Below are 13,724 nucleotides of genomic sequence, written 5' to 3' on the forward strand. Positions count from 1 at the left end.
ACCTGGCTTGAACCGTGTTCACACCTCAAGCAGGCCACTCTGGCCAAGCACCAGCAATGCCGCACGTTTGTGCAACAGATCGAACTCCTGCTGGCAGTACCGACAACGGTTATGCCCGGCACAGGCGGGGGCGTGGGCGAATGCCGGGGGCGCTTGCGTGCCCGGCGGGTCCAGGTACAGCGCGTGCACCTGCGCCGACAACCAGAATGCCAGCCGGTCCTGCCGGGCCGCTTCGACGGACTGGGCATCGGTGGGCGCCGCCCCTCGGGCACAGATCCATTCGAACAGCCGCTGCCGGCCGGCAACCTCGTCGATCACCGGCGCCCTGCCTGCGGACACAGCCTCGACACTCAGCGGATTCACAAGGGACATGGCAAGGCTCACCGTCAATGGGCATTCAACCAAGTGACGTGGGCCGCCGGGAGAAATTTAGCCGCGCTCCCCGCAGAAGCGGGAAAAACCGGGCCTCAGGCGTGGGGCACGGGCATCACGACGATGCGGTAGGGATCGAAGATTTTGCGCATCTGGCCGTTGTCCCGCAGTTTTTGCAGGAACCCGGCAAAGTCTTCGGCGCTGATGGGCGCCTTGGGCCGGATCAGGGTGTAGTGGTGGTAGACCTGATCGATGCGCTGGGACACCAGCAATTGGCCGCTGCTCTGGGCGTTGCGGGCCAGGAAGTCGCTGAGGTAGGAACGGGTCACCAGGGCCATGTCCGCCCTGCCCCGCAGCACCATCAGCAGGTTGCTGTCATGGGAATAGGTGAGCGTGGCGTTGTAGCTGTCGGCCAGGTACTTGGGGTCGGCATTGAACTGGGCGAAGGCGTAGTGATAGCCGCTGAACAGTGCCAGGCGCTTGCCCTTGAGCTCAGCAAAATACTCCTGGCCGCGACCGGGCTCACGCTGCGCAACGAAAATCTCCGCATCTTCCAGGCCCATGTCGACACTGGTATGGGCAATCTTCTCCCAGCCCCAGGCCGGATTCTCGAAGATCGCCAGGTCCACCCGACCTTGTTCGAAGTCTCGGAAGCGCCGGGGAATCGACGTGGGAACCAGGACGAACTGGTAGTCGTTCTGGGACTGGTTGAGCGCTTCCACCAACTGCGGCAGCAAACCGGTATCGGCACCGGTTTCAGGACGGACGGTATAGGGCGGAAAATGCGCCGCCGCGACCCGCACCAGCTGCGCCGAGAAGGCCGGACAGACCCAAAGTGTTGCCAGCGCCAGCAAGAGCATTCGCAAGGCTGACCGCAGCGGCAAGGACATCAAGGCAACACACCTCGGAGAAAAGAAAAGGAATGCCGTAAAGCTAGGCGTTTTCAGACGCTTCGACAATCTCGCGGCAGAGAATAAATCAGCGCCTCAATGATCCTTGAGCACCAACAGCAAGGCTTCCTGGGCCAATTGCTCCAGCGTCATGCTGCCCTGGGCGCGGAACCAGGTAGTGGTCCAGGACAAGGCGCCGGTGAGGAAGCGCCGGGTAATGAACACATCGCCCTTGATGAATCCGGCGTCCTTGGCCTCGCCCAGCACCTGCAGCCAGATCTGTTCGTAGATGTCCCGCAATGCCAGGACCGCGGCCTGACCTTCCGGGGACAGCGAACGCCACTCATAGACCAGCACCGCCATGGCTTCGCCGCTGCCGCCCATGATCGATTGCAGTTCGCAGCGGATCAGCGCCAGCACTCGCTCGCGCACGCTGCCGGCCTCGGCCAGTTCGGCGCGCATCAAGGCGGTGTTGTAGTGGATGGTTTCCTGCATCACCGCGCGCAGGATGTCGTCCTTGCTCTTGAAGTGGTGGAAGATGCTGCCGGATTGAATACCCACCGCGCCGGCCAGATCGCGCACCGTGGTGCGTTCGTAACCCTTGTTGCGAAACAGGTGCGCGGCAGTCTGCAACAGCTTGCCCCGGGCGCTCTCGGGATCGGTCACTTGTCCGCTGGCGATCAGCTCGCGTACTACCTGCAAGGCTTTTTGCTCATCCACCGGTGTTCTCCTACCGTCACTTCGTCAAAAGCCCAGCCGGAAACCGGCTGTAGCGCGCGCAATTTAAGCCCCTCACTGCTACCAAGCAAGCGCTTGGGTCGAAGAATCCACTCGCCCATTTACAAACCAAGCGCTTGCTTGGTAGCCTCCTCGCAGTTCTTTTCTCGAGAGCCCTGCCATGACCAAGACCGTACGAATCGGCTGCGCCAGCGCCTTCTGGGGCGATACCAGCAGCGCCGCCGCGCAACTGGTGGAAGGTGGACGCCTGGATTACCTGGTGTTCGATTACCTGGCGGAGATCACCCTGTCGATCATGGCCGGGGCCCGCATGAAAGACCCGGACACGGGTTACGCCACGGATTTTGTCGAGGTGCTCAAGCCGCTGCTGGCGTCGATCCACGAACAGCAGATCCGCGTGATCAGCAATGCCGGCGGGGTCAATCCCCACGCCTGCGCCAGTGCCTTGCGCAGCGCCTGCGAGCAGGCCGAGGTGCCACTGAAGATCGCCGTGCTGCTGGGGGACGACCTGCAACCGCAGTTCAAGCAACTGGCCGGCGCCGGAATCAAGGAAATGTTCAGTGACGCCCCCTTGCCACCGATGTGCGTCTCCACCAATGCCTACCTAGGCGCCCCGGGCATCGTCGAGGCCCTGCGTCTGGGAGCGGATATCGTGATCACCGGTCGCGGGGTCGACAGCGCGGTGGTCAGCGGCGCCCTGGTCCACGAATTCGCCTGGTCCTGGCGGGACTACGATCGCCTGGCCCAGGCGGCCCTCGCCGGACACATCATCGAGTGTGGCGCCCAGTGCAGTGGCGGCAACTTCACCGATTGGCGCGAGGTGCCGGACTACGAGCACATCGGCTTTCCCATCGTCGAGGTCGACGCCGACGGCGGGTTCGTGGTCAGCAAGGCTCCGGGTACCGGTGGGCTCATCAGTCCGCTGACAGTCGGTGAGCAGTTGCTGTACGAAATCGGCAATCCACGGGCTTATCTGCTTCCCGATGTGGTGTGCGATTTCTCCCTGGTGCAGGTGCAGCAGTCGGCACCGAATGAAGTCCGGGTCCAGGGCGCCAAGGGGCTGCCCCCGAGCCACCAGTACAAGGTCAGCGCCACCTACCCGGACGGCTTCCGTTGCACCGCCAGTTGCCTGATGGCCGGGATCGACGCGGTGGCCAAGGCACGCCGGGTCAGCCAGGCGATCATCGACAAGACCCGCGAAATGTTCAGCCAGCGCGGCTGGCCGGACTACAGCGAGGTCAACATTGAACTGCTGGGCAGCGAAGCCACCTACGGCCCCCACGGCCGTCGCCAGGACAGCCGCGAAGTGGTGATCAAGCTGGCGGTGCGCCATCCGCAAAAGGCAGCGCTGGTGCTGTTTTCCCGGGAAATTGCCCAAGCCGCCACCGGCATGGCTCCAGGGCTGACCGGCATCGTCGGCGGACGGCCCACGGTGTATCCAGTGATCCGGCTGTTTTCTTTCCTGCTGGACAAGGACGCCTGCCACCTGGAAATCGACCTCGCCGGCCAGCGTCATCCTTGCGCCCTGCCCGAAGTCGACCGCCTGGACGCCAGCGCCCTGCCCGCCCCGCATTCACTGCCCAAGCCCCAAGGCCGTCCCGATGCCAGCGTGCCCCTGGTCAAGTTGGCGGTAGCGCGCTCGGGCGACAAGGGCAACCACAGCAACATCGGTGTGCTGGCGCGCCATCCCGACTACCTGCCATGGATCGCCGAAGCCCTGACCCCCGAAGTGCTGGTGGACTGGATGGGGCATGTGCTGGACCCGGTCCACGGCCGGGTCCAGCGCTGGTACCTGCCGGGCATTCATGGCCTCAACTTCCTGCTGGAAAACGCCCTGGGCGGCGGCGGTGTCGCCAGCCTGCGCATCGACCCGCAAGGCAAGGCCTTCGCCCAGCAGTTGCTGGAAATCCAGATCCCGGTGCCGCAGAGCATTGCCGATGCCGTCAATTAAAGGAGCTGCCGTGGTGTACGACTCGATTTTCAAAGCGCAACTGTTTGCCGGCCAGACCATCATCGTCACCGGCGGTGGCAGCGGCATTGGTCGTTGCACGGCCCATGAGCTGGCGGCCCTGGGTGCCCAGGTGCTGCTGGTGGGGCGCAAGGCGGAGAAACTGCAGAAGGTTGCCGGGGAGATTGCCGAGGACGGCGGCCAGGCCCACTGGCAGGCCTGCGACATTCGTGACGAAGAAGCGGTCAAGGCCCTGGTAGGGCAGTTGGTCGAGCGCTTTGGTCCGATCCACGGCCTGGTGAACAATGCCGGCGGCCAATATCCGGCGCCCCTGGCTTCGATCAACCAGAAAGGTTTCGAAACCGTGCTGCGCACCAATCTGGTGGGCGGCTTCCTGATGGCCCGGGAAGTGTTCAACCAATCCATGAGCCGCCACGGCGGCAGCATCGTCAACATGCTCGCCGACATGTGGGGCGGCATGCCCGGCATGGGCCACTCCGGCGCGGCCCGCTCGGGGATGGACAACTTCACCAAGACCGCTGCCTACGAATGGGGCCACGCCGGGGTCCGGGTCAACGCCGTGGCACCGGGCTGGATCGCCTCCAGTGGCATGGACACCTACGAAGGCGCGTTCAAGGCAATCATTCCCACCCTGCGCGAGCACGTGCCGCTCAAACGCATCGGTACGGAATCGGAAGTCAGCGCGGCCATCGTCTTTCTGCTCAGCCCCGGTGCGGCCTTTGTCAGTGGCAGCACCTTGCGCATCGACGGCGCCGCCAGCCTCGGCAGCCGCGCCTGGCCGTTGGCCAAGGCGCGCAACAGTGAGTCGTACAACGGTTTTCATCGGGCCTACCTGCCCGATGTGCTCAAAGGCGAGGACTGAGCCATGCCGGTGATCCAATCCCAGCTCGATCCCCACAGCCCGCAGTTCGCGCAGAACCGCGAGGCGATGCTGGCGGGCTTGCAACAGTTGCAGGCCCTGCAGCAAAACCTGCTGAACAAAGCGGCCGAGGCCAAGGCCAAATTCGACCAGCGCGGCCAGCTGCTGCCCCGGGAACGCCTCAACCTGCTGCTGGACCCCGGCGCGCCCTTTCTTGAACTGGCCAGCCTCGCCGGCTACAAGCTGCACGATGACAAGGACGGCAGCCAGGCCGGCGGCGGCCTGATCGCCGGCATCGGCTATGTGTGCGGGGTGCGCATGCTGGTGGTGGCCAACAACAGCGCGATCAAGGGCGGGACCATTTCCCCCAGCGGCCTGAAGAAATCCCTGCGCCTGCAACAGATCGCCATGGAGAACAAACTGCCCGTGGTGACCCTGGCGGAAAGCGGAGGCGCCAACCTCAACTACGCGGCGGAGATCTTCGTCGAGGGCGCGCGCAGTTTCGCCAATCAGGCGCGAATGTCGGCCATGGGCCTGCCACAGATCACCGTGGTCCACGGCTCGGCCACCGCCGGTGGCGCCTACCAGCCCGGGCTCTCGGATTACGTGGTGGTGGTACGCGGCAAGGCCAAGCTGTTTCTCGCCGGGCCACCACTGCTCAAGGCCGCCACCGGCGAGGTGGCCACCGATGAACAACTGGGCGGCGCTGAGATGCACGCCCAGGTCGCCGGCACCGCCGAGTACCTGGCGCAGAACGACGCCGACGGCATCCGCATCGTCCGCGAGATCGTCAGCCTGTTGCCGTGGAACGCTCAACTGCCGGTACAGCACGCCAGAACCTGGAGCGAGCCGCTGTATCCCATCGACGAACTGCTCGGACTGATTCCCTTTGATCCGAAAAAGCCCTATGACGCCCGGGAAATCATCGCCCGCCTGGCGGACGGCTCGCAGTTCCTGGAATTCAAGGGCGAGTTCGATGCCCAGACCCTGTGCGGCCACCTGCAGATCCAGGGCCGGCCCTGCGGTTTTATCGGCAACAACGGCCCGATCACGCCCCAGGGCGCGAGCAAGGCGGCGCAGTTTATCCAGCTCTGCGATCAGAGCCGCACGCCGCTGCTGTTTTTCCATAACACCACCGGCTTCATGGTGGGCACCGAATCTGAGCAGCAAGGGGTGATCAAGCATGGGGCGAAGATGATCCAGGCGGTGGCCAATGCCCGGGTGCCGAAGCTGACCATCGTCGTCGGCGGCTCCTACGGCGCCGGCAACTATGCGATGTGTGGCCGTGGCCTGGACCCGCGCTTCATCTTCGCCTGGCCCAACAGCCGTACCGCGGTGATGGGCGGCGCCCAGGCCGGCAAGGTGCTGCGCATCGTCACCGAGGCCAAGCATGCGAAGAACGGCCAGGAAGCCGACCAGAAGATGCTCGACATGCTGGAGCAGGTCACCGCGCAGAAGCTCGACAGCCAGTCCACGGCCTTGTACGGCAGCGCCAACCTGTGGGACGACGGCCTGATCGACCCCCGGGATACCCGCACGCTACTGGGCTACCTGCTGGACATCTGCCATGAGGCCGAGGCCCGGGTGTTGCAGCCCAACAGTTTCGGTGTGGCACGGTTTTGATAGGGCATTTCGCGGTCTGACCCCACTTGAGGAGAACAACAATGATCTTCACCCAGGAACACGAAGAGCTACGGCGCACGGTGCGCCAATTTGTCGACCGCGAAATCAACCCCCATGTGGAGGAATGGGAGAAAGCCGGGCGCTTTCCCATCCACGAGATTTTCCGCAAGGCCGGCGAGCTGGGGCTGCTGGGCATCTCCAAACCGGAAAAATTCGGCGGCATGGGCCTGGACTACAGCTATTCCATCGTCGCCGCCGAAGAGTTCGGCACCATCCATTGCGGCGGCATTCCCATGTCCATCGGCGTACAGACCGACATGTGCACCCCGGCCCTGGCGCGCTTCGGTTCCGATGAGCTGCGCGACGAGTTTCTGCGCCCGGCCATCACGGGCGAGCAGGTGGGCTGCATCGGCGTCTCCGAAGTCGGCGCCGGTTCCGATGTGGCCGGGCTCAAGACCCACGCCCGCAAGGACGGCGACGACTACGTGATCAACGGCAGCAAGATGTGGATCACCAACTCCCCCAGCGCCGACTTCATCTGTCTGCTGGCCAATACCTCGGACGACAAGCCGCACATCAACAAGTCGCTGATCATGGTGCCGATGAACACCCCGGGCATCAGCCTCAGTTCGCATCTGGACAAGCTCGGCATGCGCAGTTCGGAAACCGCCCAGGTGTTCTTCGACGATGTGCGGGTGCCCCAGCGCAATCGAATCGGTCATGAAGGCGCCGGTTTCATGATGCAGATGCTGCAGTTCCAGGAAGAGCGGCTGTTCGGTGCGGCGAACATGATCAAGGGCCTGGAGTACTGCGTCGACAGCACCATCGAGTACTGCAAGGAGCGCCGCACCTTCGGCAGCCCGCTGATCGACAATCAGGTGATCCACTTCCGCCTGGCCGAACTGTCCACCGAGATCGAGTGCCTGCGGGCCCTGGTCTACCAGGCCACCGAGCAGTATGTGCGCGGCCAGGACGTGACTCGCCTGGCCTCCATGGCCAAGCTCAAGGCCGGGCGCCTGGGTCGCGAAGTCAGCGACAGCTGCCTGCAGTACTGGGGCGGCATGGGCTTCATGTGGGACAACCCGGTGGCCCGCGCCTATCGCGATGTGCGCCTGGTTTCCATTGGCGGCGGCGCCGACGAGATCATGCTGGGGATCATCTGCAAACTTATGGGCATCCTGCCGGGGAAAAAGAAATGAGCCCGCTCCCGACCTGCCAGACCCTGCTGCTGGAACCGCGCAATGGTGTGCTGTTCATCACCCTCAACCGCCCCGAGAGCCGCAACGCCATGAGCCTGCAGATGGTGGCGGAACTGCGCAGCGTGCTCGCTGCCGTGCGAGATCGGCGGAGTATCCGCGCCTTGGTCCTGCGGGGCGCCGGTGGCCATTTCTGTGCCGGTGGCGACCTCAAGGACATGGCCGGCGCCCGCACCCGAGGCAGCGCTGCCTACCGTGAACTGAACCGGGCCTTCGGTGCGCTGCTGGAAGAAGCCCAGCAGACGCCCCAGGTGCTGGTCTGCGTGCTGCAAGGAGCGGTGCTGGGCGGCGGCTTCGGCCTGGCGTGTGTCAGCGATATCGCCATCGCCGAACACAGTGCGCAGTTCGGCATGCCGGAAACCGGCCTCGGCCTGCTGCCGGCGCAGATCGCCCCTTTCGTGGTGCGGCGCATCGGCCTGACCCAGGCCCGACGCTTGACCCTGACCGCCGCCCGCTTCGACGGTGCCGAGGCCCTGCACCTGGGCCTGGTGCATTTTGTCGAGGCTGATCCCCGGGCCCTGGAAGAACGCCTTGAACAGCAGTTGTCGCAAGTCCTGCGCTGCGCGCCCGGGGCCAACGCTGCGACCAAGGCCCTGCTCCTGGCCAGCGTCGACCAGCCTCTGGGGCCCCTGCTGGATCAGGCCGCCGAAGACTTCGCCCAGGCTGTCACCGGAGCGGAAGGCCTCGAAGGCACCCTGGCCTTTGTGCAGAAACGCAAACCGGCCTGGGCCAGCTGAGCCCTTGTAGGAGCCGGCTTGCCGGCGAACGCCCCCCACCGATTCCCGGGAGCCTGTATGCCCACCTTCAACAAGATCCTGATCGCCAACCGTGGCGAAATCGCCTGCCGCATCCAGCGCACCGCCCAGGCCCTGGGCTATCGCACCGTGGCCGTATTCAGCGACGCCGACGCCGAGGCCCTGCATGTGCACATGGCCGACGAAGCCATCCACATCGGCCCGTCCCAGGTGCAGCAGTCCTACCTCAACAGCGAGGCGATCCTCGACGCTGCCCGGCGCAGCGGTGCCGACGCCATTCATCCGGGCTACGGCTTCCTCTCGGAAAACCCCGAGTTCGCCGCGGCCTGTGCCGCCGCCGGTATCACCTTCATCGGCCCCAGTGCCGCCGCCATCGAACTGATGGGTAGCAAGCGCCGCTCGAAGATCGCCATGCTCGAAGCCGGCGTGCCTTGCATCCAGGGTTACCAGGGCGAGGAGCAGGACGACGCCACCTTGCAGCGCGAGGCCCAGCGCATCGGCTATCCGCTGATGATCAAGGCCAGCGCCGGCGGTGGCGGACGCGGCATGCGCCTGGTGCAGCAGCACGAAGATCTGCTGGAGCAGATCCGTACCGCGCGCTCGGAAGCCCTGCATGCCTTCGGCAGCGACGAGCTGATTCTGGAACAGGCGCTGATCGAGCCGCGGCACGTGGAAATGCAGGTCTTCGGCGACCAGCACGGTCACTTGATCTATCTGGGTGAACGGGACTGCTCGATTCAGCGCCGCCATCAGAAGGTCATCGAGGAAGCGCCCTGCCCGGTAATGACCGAGGAACTGCGTCGGGCCATGGGCGAAGCGGCGCTCAAGGCCGGGCGCGCGGTGAACTATGTCGGTGCCGGCACTGTGGAGTTCCTGCTGGACGCCCGCGGTCAGTTCTACTTCCTGGAAATGAACACCCGTCTGCAGGTGGAGCATCCCGTCACGGAATTGGTCACCGGCCTGGATCTGGTGGCCCTGCAGTTGCAAGTCGCTGCCGGCGAGCCCCTGCCCCTGACCCAGGAGCAGGTGCAGCTCAACGGCCATGCCATCGAAGTTCGCCTGTACGCCGAGGACCCGGCGCAGAACTTTCTGCCCCAGACCGGCCAGGTCCTGCGTTGGCAGCCGGCGCCGGGGATACGCACCGACCACGGCTTGCAGGAAGGCCAATGGGTCAGCCCCTTCTACGACCCGATGCTGGGCAAGCTGATCGCCCACGGTGCCACCCGCGAGGAAGCCCGGCGCAAGCTGTTGCGCGGGGTCGAGGACTGTGTGCTGCTGGGGCTTGAAAGCAATCGCCGGCTGCTGGCCGGTCTGCTCAGGCACCCGGTATTTGCCAGCGGTCGGTTCAGCACCGCGTTCATCGCCGAACATTTTGCCGAGGACCTAAGCCTGCAACCGCAGTGCCCCAGCCTTGAGGAACTGGCCATCGCCGCTGCGCTCTTCTATCACCACAGCGCCAGCGCACACCGCTCAAACCTGAGTGCCTGGCGCAACAACGCCAGTGTGCCCCTGGGCTACCGCATCGGTCTGGATGACCGTCAATGGTCGCTGGAGCTGAGCCCTTCGACATCAGGCCTGTTGCACGTACAGCAGGGGGATGACGTGTGGGCAATTCAGGTGATGGCCGCTGATGGCCTTCGGGCCACGCTGGAGATCGCGGGCATTCGCCGGCACTACGCCTATCGGTTGCAAGACGGCGAACTCTGGCTGAACAGCCGCCAGGGCAGCCTGCATCTGCAGGACCGCACCCATGCGCCGGTACAGAGTCAACTGAGCACCGATTCCGGCACCCTCAAGGCGCCCATGGACGGGGCCATAGTCGACGTACTGGTCAGCGAGGGCATGAGTGTCAGCAAGGGCCAACTGCTGCTGGTGCTGGAGGCAATGAAGATGGAGCACCCGCTCAAGGCCGGGATCGACGGAGTGATCACCCGAGTCCAGGTCAACCTCGGGGACCAGGTGAAGAACCGGCAGATTCTGCTGGAGGTGGAACAAGCCGGCCCCGCCGCGGAAATGGAGCACTAGGCGGATGCCTCAGCTTTGGCTACGCTCAAGCCTCATCAGGAGCTTGAAGGCTGGAATTAGCGATGCCCCACTGGCTGGTAATAGATCTGGAAGCCACGACGGATGAAGGGGGCTGGCCGGTAAGCGAGATGGAAATCATCGAAATCGGAGCCACCCTGGTCAACCGCCAGGGTCGGGAACAGGACCATTTCCAGCGTTTCGTCCGCCCCTTGCGACGTCCCAGGCTGACGCCGTTCTGTCGCGAGCTGACCCATATCACCCAGGCCAATATCGACAGCGCCGCACCGTTGGGCGAGGTCTGGACCCTGTTCGAACGCTGGCTGGGCCAGCATCAGTCGCGCCTGGAGGGCTGGGCCAGCTGGGGCGACTATGACCGCAAGCAACTGCAACTGGAGTGGCACAACCAGCAACTGCACAGCCTGTTGAATGACGTCCCCCACATGAACCTCAAGCAGCGCTTTGCCAAGGCCCGGCGTCTGGAGCGCCCCCTGGGCCTGAATGCAGCCTTGCAACTGGCCGGCATGCAGTTCAACGGCCAGCAGCATCGAGCCCTGGAAGATGCACGCAATACAGCGCGCTTATTGCCGCTGATTCTTCCATGATGGCGGCAGGTGACGGCCTTTGAGGCCTTGTGCATACTGGCCGACCTTTTTGACCCTTTCTTGAGGAATCGCCCATGTTTAAAGTCAACGAGTACTTCGACGGCACCGTCAAGTCGATTGCCTTCGGCACGGCCGAAGGTCCAGCCACCATTGGCGTCATGGCCCCGGGCGAATACGAGTTCGGTACGGCGCAACGGGAAATCATGCACGTGGTGTCCGGCGCCCTGACCGTGCGCCTGCCCGACAGCGCCGACTGGGAAACCTTTCCTGCCGGCAGCCAGTTCAACGTACCGGCCAACAGCAAGTTCCAACTGAAAGTCGCCGTGGAAACCGCCTACCTGTGCGAATACCGCGGTTGATTGACCTGTCACGGCTGTCGCGCTGACAAAAAAATGCCCGTCTCCTAAAGAGACGGGCATTTTTCATGGGGCCAAGAAACGCTATTCGAGGACAGTCACTGGCATCCCCACCTGCAAGCGACCATTGCCGTCGTTGACCAGATTCTGCCCGAACATCGCCCCGTCAGCCTGGGCGCGATATTTCTGCAAAGTGGCCAGGGGTTCGCGGTCGGCGCTGCGTTCGCCAGTCTGTGGGTCAATGGTGGTCAGGATGCAGCGCGAGCACGGCTTGACCACACGAAACTCGACATCGCCAATCCGTATGCGCCGCCACTGGTCCTCGGCAAAGGGCTCGCTGCCTTCGATCACCAGGTTGGGTCGAAAACGCAGCATCTCCAGAGGCCGCCCGACGCGACCGGCCAGGTCCTCCAGGGACGCCTGGCCAATCAACAAGAGTGGAAAACCATCGGCGAACGCCACTTGATCATCGTCCCTGCCATAACCGGCGGCGGTGCTTCGCGCCCGTTCCGCGGGTACCTGCACCAGGCGGGTGGGCTTGCCGATGAACTCACTGACCCAGGCGCCCGCTTCGTCACCGGCATCAGGCACCCGCAGGCTGTCATGCCAGATGGTCACGCCGCGCAGTGCGGCATCGGCCGCTGGCAGGGGCACATCAAGGGTGGAAAACCCGGGAGCGCTGAGGGTCAGGCCACCCTGGTCATTGCACAGCGCCGAGAGCTGACTCATGCGGCCCACGGCACGCTGGGTGAGGAAGCGCCCGCTGGCCTCGTCCACCAGCATCCAGCGGCGATCCCCCTCCAGGCCGAGCTTGTCCAGGCCGATCTGTTGCAGGGTTTCGCCCTTTGCGGATTTCAACGGGTATCGATAAAGCGCGCTAAGACGCATGTCCAGCTCCCTGTGTGGGCAAAAAGCCTCACCCTATACCAGCGCTTCGACGAAACAAAGGTGCAAGGGAAAAGCAGCCGGACATCCTCATGAATCAGACGCTGACTTCATCCAGCATCAAACGCTGACGGACCACGTCCACCAGTTTGTCCGGCTGAAACTTGGAGAGGAAGTTGTCGCAACCGACCTTCTTCACCATCGATTCGTTGAAACTGCCGGACAAGGATGTGTGCAGGACCACATAGAGCCCACGCAGGCGCGGGTCGTTGCGGATCTCGGTAGTCAGGCGATAGCCGTCCATCTCAGGCATTTCCGCATCGGTGAATACCATCAACAACTTGTCGGTCATGTCGACCCCGGTGTCGGCCCAGGCCTTGAGCATGTTCAGAGCCTTGAGGCCATCGCTGGCGATGTGCATCTTCACCCCCAACTGGCCGAGGGTGTCGCGCAGTTGTGAAAGCGCCACGTTGGAGTCATCCACCAGCAGCACTTCACGGCCGCGAGCACGTTCGAGCACAGGATCTTCCAGCTTGTCCCGGGAAACCTTGGCGTTGTAGGGCACGATTTCCGCCAGGACCTTCTCGACGTCGATGATTTCCACCAGTTGCTCGTCAACCTTGCTGATGGCCGTCAGGTAATGCTGGCGCCCGGCGCTGGTGGGCGGCGGCATGATGGCTTCCCAGTTCATGTTGACGATGCGGTCCACGCCGCCCACCAGGAACGCCTGCACCGAACGGTTGTACTCGGTGACGATGATGGTGCTGTTGGGCCCCGGAACCAGCGGGCGCATGCCGATGGCCTGGGACAAGTCGATGACCGGCAAGGTCTGGCCACGCAGGTTGACCACACCGCAAACGAACGGGTGGCGTTGCGGCATCAGGGTCAGCTTGGGCAGTTGCAGGACTTCCTGGACCTTGAAGACGTTGATCGCGAACAGCTGCCGACCGGCCAGGCGGAACATGAGGATTTCCAGGCGATTCTCACCCACCAGCTGCGTGCGTTGATCTACCGTGTCGAGAATGCCGGCCATTAATGACTCCTGGGCTTGTTCTGATGAATTCACTAAAGACAGATATCGGCGGGATCCGCCGGATCTTGACCCGCATGCAAATTGCCACATGAAAGCCATTGATGTCACATTAACATCATGCTTTACTGAGCCGGTCAATTCATCAGCACGACTCTCCGACGGCGCGACCTTCTTCGCGGCGTGAAGTTCCCGCGCCTAAGGGTTTCCCCTAGCAACAATCAGGACCATCCTGATATTCGCAATATCCAATAGCCATTAATGTGACGCCATTCTCATTGCATGAACGGAGTCAGGCTTTTGTTTGTGATCGCAGAAAGGTGGCCCAGCACCCTTTCAAGCCTCAGCACCTACGCCCATCAAG

13 protein-coding genes are annotated in these 13,724 nt (G+C 63.6%); 8 read left to right on the forward strand and 5 right to left on the reverse strand.

The window, feature by feature from the left end; translation table 11 throughout:
* Positions 1 to 18: 18 nt before the first annotated feature.
* The 3 genes from PFZ56_RS26310 to PFZ56_RS26320 all read right to left on the reverse strand — a co-directional run bounded on the left by PFZ56_RS26310 (position 19) and on the right by PFZ56_RS26320 (position 1,982).
* A complete protein-coding gene (locus tag PFZ56_RS26310) occupies positions 19 to 372 on the reverse strand; it encodes a pyoverdine biosynthesis protein (RefSeq protein ID WP_110594528.1) in 354 nt (117 codons plus the stop codon).
* A gap of 95 nt (positions 373 to 467) precedes the next feature.
* Positions 468 to 1,262, reverse strand: coding sequence for an ABC transporter substrate-binding protein (locus PFZ56_RS26315; RefSeq protein WP_102880405.1), 795 nt, complete (start codon positions 1,260 to 1,262; stop codon positions 468 to 470).
* A 96-nt stretch (positions 1,263 to 1,358) separates the two neighbouring features.
* Entirely contained in the window at positions 1,359 to 1,982 is a 624-nt protein-coding gene (locus PFZ56_RS26320; protein ID WP_102880406.1) for a TetR/AcrR family transcriptional regulator, read from the reverse strand.
* A gap of 178 nt (positions 1,983 to 2,160) precedes the next feature.
* Between PFZ56_RS26320 and PFZ56_RS26325 the strand changes: the two genes are divergently transcribed.
* The 8 genes from PFZ56_RS26325 (at position 2,161) to PFZ56_RS26360 (ending at position 11,448) form a co-directional block, all read left to right on the forward strand.
* Positions 2,161 to 3,951, forward strand: coding sequence for an acyclic terpene utilization AtuA family protein (locus tag PFZ56_RS26325; RefSeq protein ID WP_170002720.1), 1,791 nt, complete (start codon positions 2,161 to 2,163; stop codon positions 3,949 to 3,951).
* A 10-nt stretch (positions 3,952 to 3,961) separates the two neighbouring features.
* Entirely contained in the window at positions 3,962 to 4,831 is an 870-nt protein-coding gene (locus PFZ56_RS26330; RefSeq protein ID WP_102880407.1) for an SDR family oxidoreductase, read from the forward strand.
* Positions 4,832 to 4,834: 3 nt separating this feature from the next.
* Positions 4,835 to 6,451, forward strand: a complete 1,617-nt coding sequence (atuC, locus tag PFZ56_RS26335; protein ID WP_170002722.1) for a geranyl-CoA carboxylase subunit beta — start codon at positions 4,835 to 4,837, stop codon at positions 6,449 to 6,451.
* 41 nt (positions 6,452 to 6,492) lie between these two features.
* Positions 6,493 to 7,650: a citronellyl-CoA dehydrogenase gene (gene atuD / locus PFZ56_RS26340; RefSeq protein WP_110594536.1), complete on the forward strand. Its 1,158-nt coding sequence runs from the start codon at positions 6,493 to 6,495 to the stop codon at positions 7,648 to 7,650.
* Entirely contained in the window at positions 7,647 to 8,444 is a 798-nt protein-coding gene (locus PFZ56_RS26345) for an enoyl-CoA hydratase/isomerase family protein (RefSeq protein ID WP_170002724.1), read from the forward strand. Before atuD ends, PFZ56_RS26345 begins: the two co-directional genes overlap by 4 nt.
* 57 nt (positions 8,445 to 8,501) lie before the next feature.
* Positions 8,502 to 10,487, forward strand: coding sequence for an acetyl/propionyl/methylcrotonyl-CoA carboxylase subunit alpha (locus PFZ56_RS26350; protein ID WP_170002726.1), 1,986 nt, complete (start codon positions 8,502 to 8,504; stop codon positions 10,485 to 10,487).
* Positions 10,488 to 10,549: 62 nt separating this feature from the next.
* Complete coding sequence (locus PFZ56_RS26355) at positions 10,550 to 11,089, forward strand: exonuclease domain-containing protein (RefSeq protein ID WP_102860940.1); 540 nt, start codon at positions 10,550 to 10,552, stop codon at positions 11,087 to 11,089.
* Between the two features lie 74 nt (positions 11,090 to 11,163).
* Positions 11,164 to 11,448, forward strand: coding sequence for a pyrimidine/purine nucleoside phosphorylase (locus PFZ56_RS26360; protein WP_102860939.1), 285 nt, complete (start codon positions 11,164 to 11,166; stop codon positions 11,446 to 11,448).
* A gap of 81 nt (positions 11,449 to 11,529) precedes the next feature.
* Here PFZ56_RS26360 and PFZ56_RS26365 read toward each other — a convergent pair whose 3' ends face one another.
* Together PFZ56_RS26365 and PFZ56_RS26370 are read right to left on the reverse strand one after the other, a co-directional pair.
* Entirely contained in the window at positions 11,530 to 12,333 is an 804-nt protein-coding gene (locus PFZ56_RS26365) for an MOSC domain-containing protein (RefSeq protein ID WP_102880413.1), read from the reverse strand.
* Between the two features lie 94 nt (positions 12,334 to 12,427).
* Positions 12,428 to 13,363 (reverse strand): chemotaxis protein CheV, encoded by a 936-nt coding sequence (locus tag PFZ56_RS26370; RefSeq protein ID WP_102860937.1) that lies wholly within the window; start codon positions 13,361 to 13,363, stop codon positions 12,428 to 12,430.
* Positions 13,364 to 13,724 lie beyond the last annotated feature (361 nt).

It is taken from the genome of Pseudomonas danubii, from assembly GCF_042980055.1.
GTDB lineage: Bacteria > Pseudomonadota > Gammaproteobacteria > Pseudomonadales > Pseudomonadaceae > Aquipseudomonas > Aquipseudomonas danubii.

Excerpts from the sequence above, each read along its gene's own strand:
- PFZ56_RS26310 (WP_110594528.1), bottom strand. The coding sequence starts at position 372 with ATGTCCCTTGTGAATCCGCTGAGTGTCGAGGCTGTGTCCGCAGGCAGG.
- PFZ56_RS26315 (WP_102880405.1), bottom strand. The coding sequence starts at position 1,262 with ATGTCCTTGCCGCTGCGGTCAGCCTTGCGAATGCTCTTGCTGGCGCTG.
- PFZ56_RS26325 (WP_170002720.1), top strand. The coding sequence starts at position 2,161 with ATGACCAAGACCGTACGAATCGGCTGCGCCAGCGCCTTCTGGGGCGAT.
- atuC (WP_170002722.1), top strand. The coding sequence starts at position 4,835 with ATGCCGGTGATCCAATCCCAGCTCGATCCCCACAGCCCGCAGTTCGCG.
- atuD (WP_110594536.1), top strand. The coding sequence starts at position 6,493 with ATGATCTTCACCCAGGAACACGAAGAGCTACGGCGCACGGTGCGCCAA.
- PFZ56_RS26345 (WP_170002724.1), top strand. The coding sequence starts at position 7,647 with ATGAGCCCGCTCCCGACCTGCCAGACCCTGCTGCTGGAACCGCGCAAT.
- PFZ56_RS26350 (WP_170002726.1), top strand. The coding sequence starts at position 8,502 with ATGCCCACCTTCAACAAGATCCTGATCGCCAACCGTGGCGAAATCGCC.
- PFZ56_RS26355 (WP_102860940.1), top strand. The coding sequence starts at position 10,550 with ATGCCCCACTGGCTGGTAATAGATCTGGAAGCCACGACGGATGAAGGG.
- PFZ56_RS26360 (WP_102860939.1), top strand. The coding sequence starts at position 11,164 with ATGTTTAAAGTCAACGAGTACTTCGACGGCACCGTCAAGTCGATTGCC.
- PFZ56_RS26365 (WP_102880413.1), bottom strand. The coding sequence starts at position 12,333 with ATGCGTCTTAGCGCGCTTTATCGATACCCGTTGAAATCCGCAAAGGGC.
- PFZ56_RS26370 (WP_102860937.1), bottom strand. The coding sequence starts at position 13,363 with ATGGCCGGCATTCTCGACACGGTAGATCAACGCACGCAGCTGGTGGGT.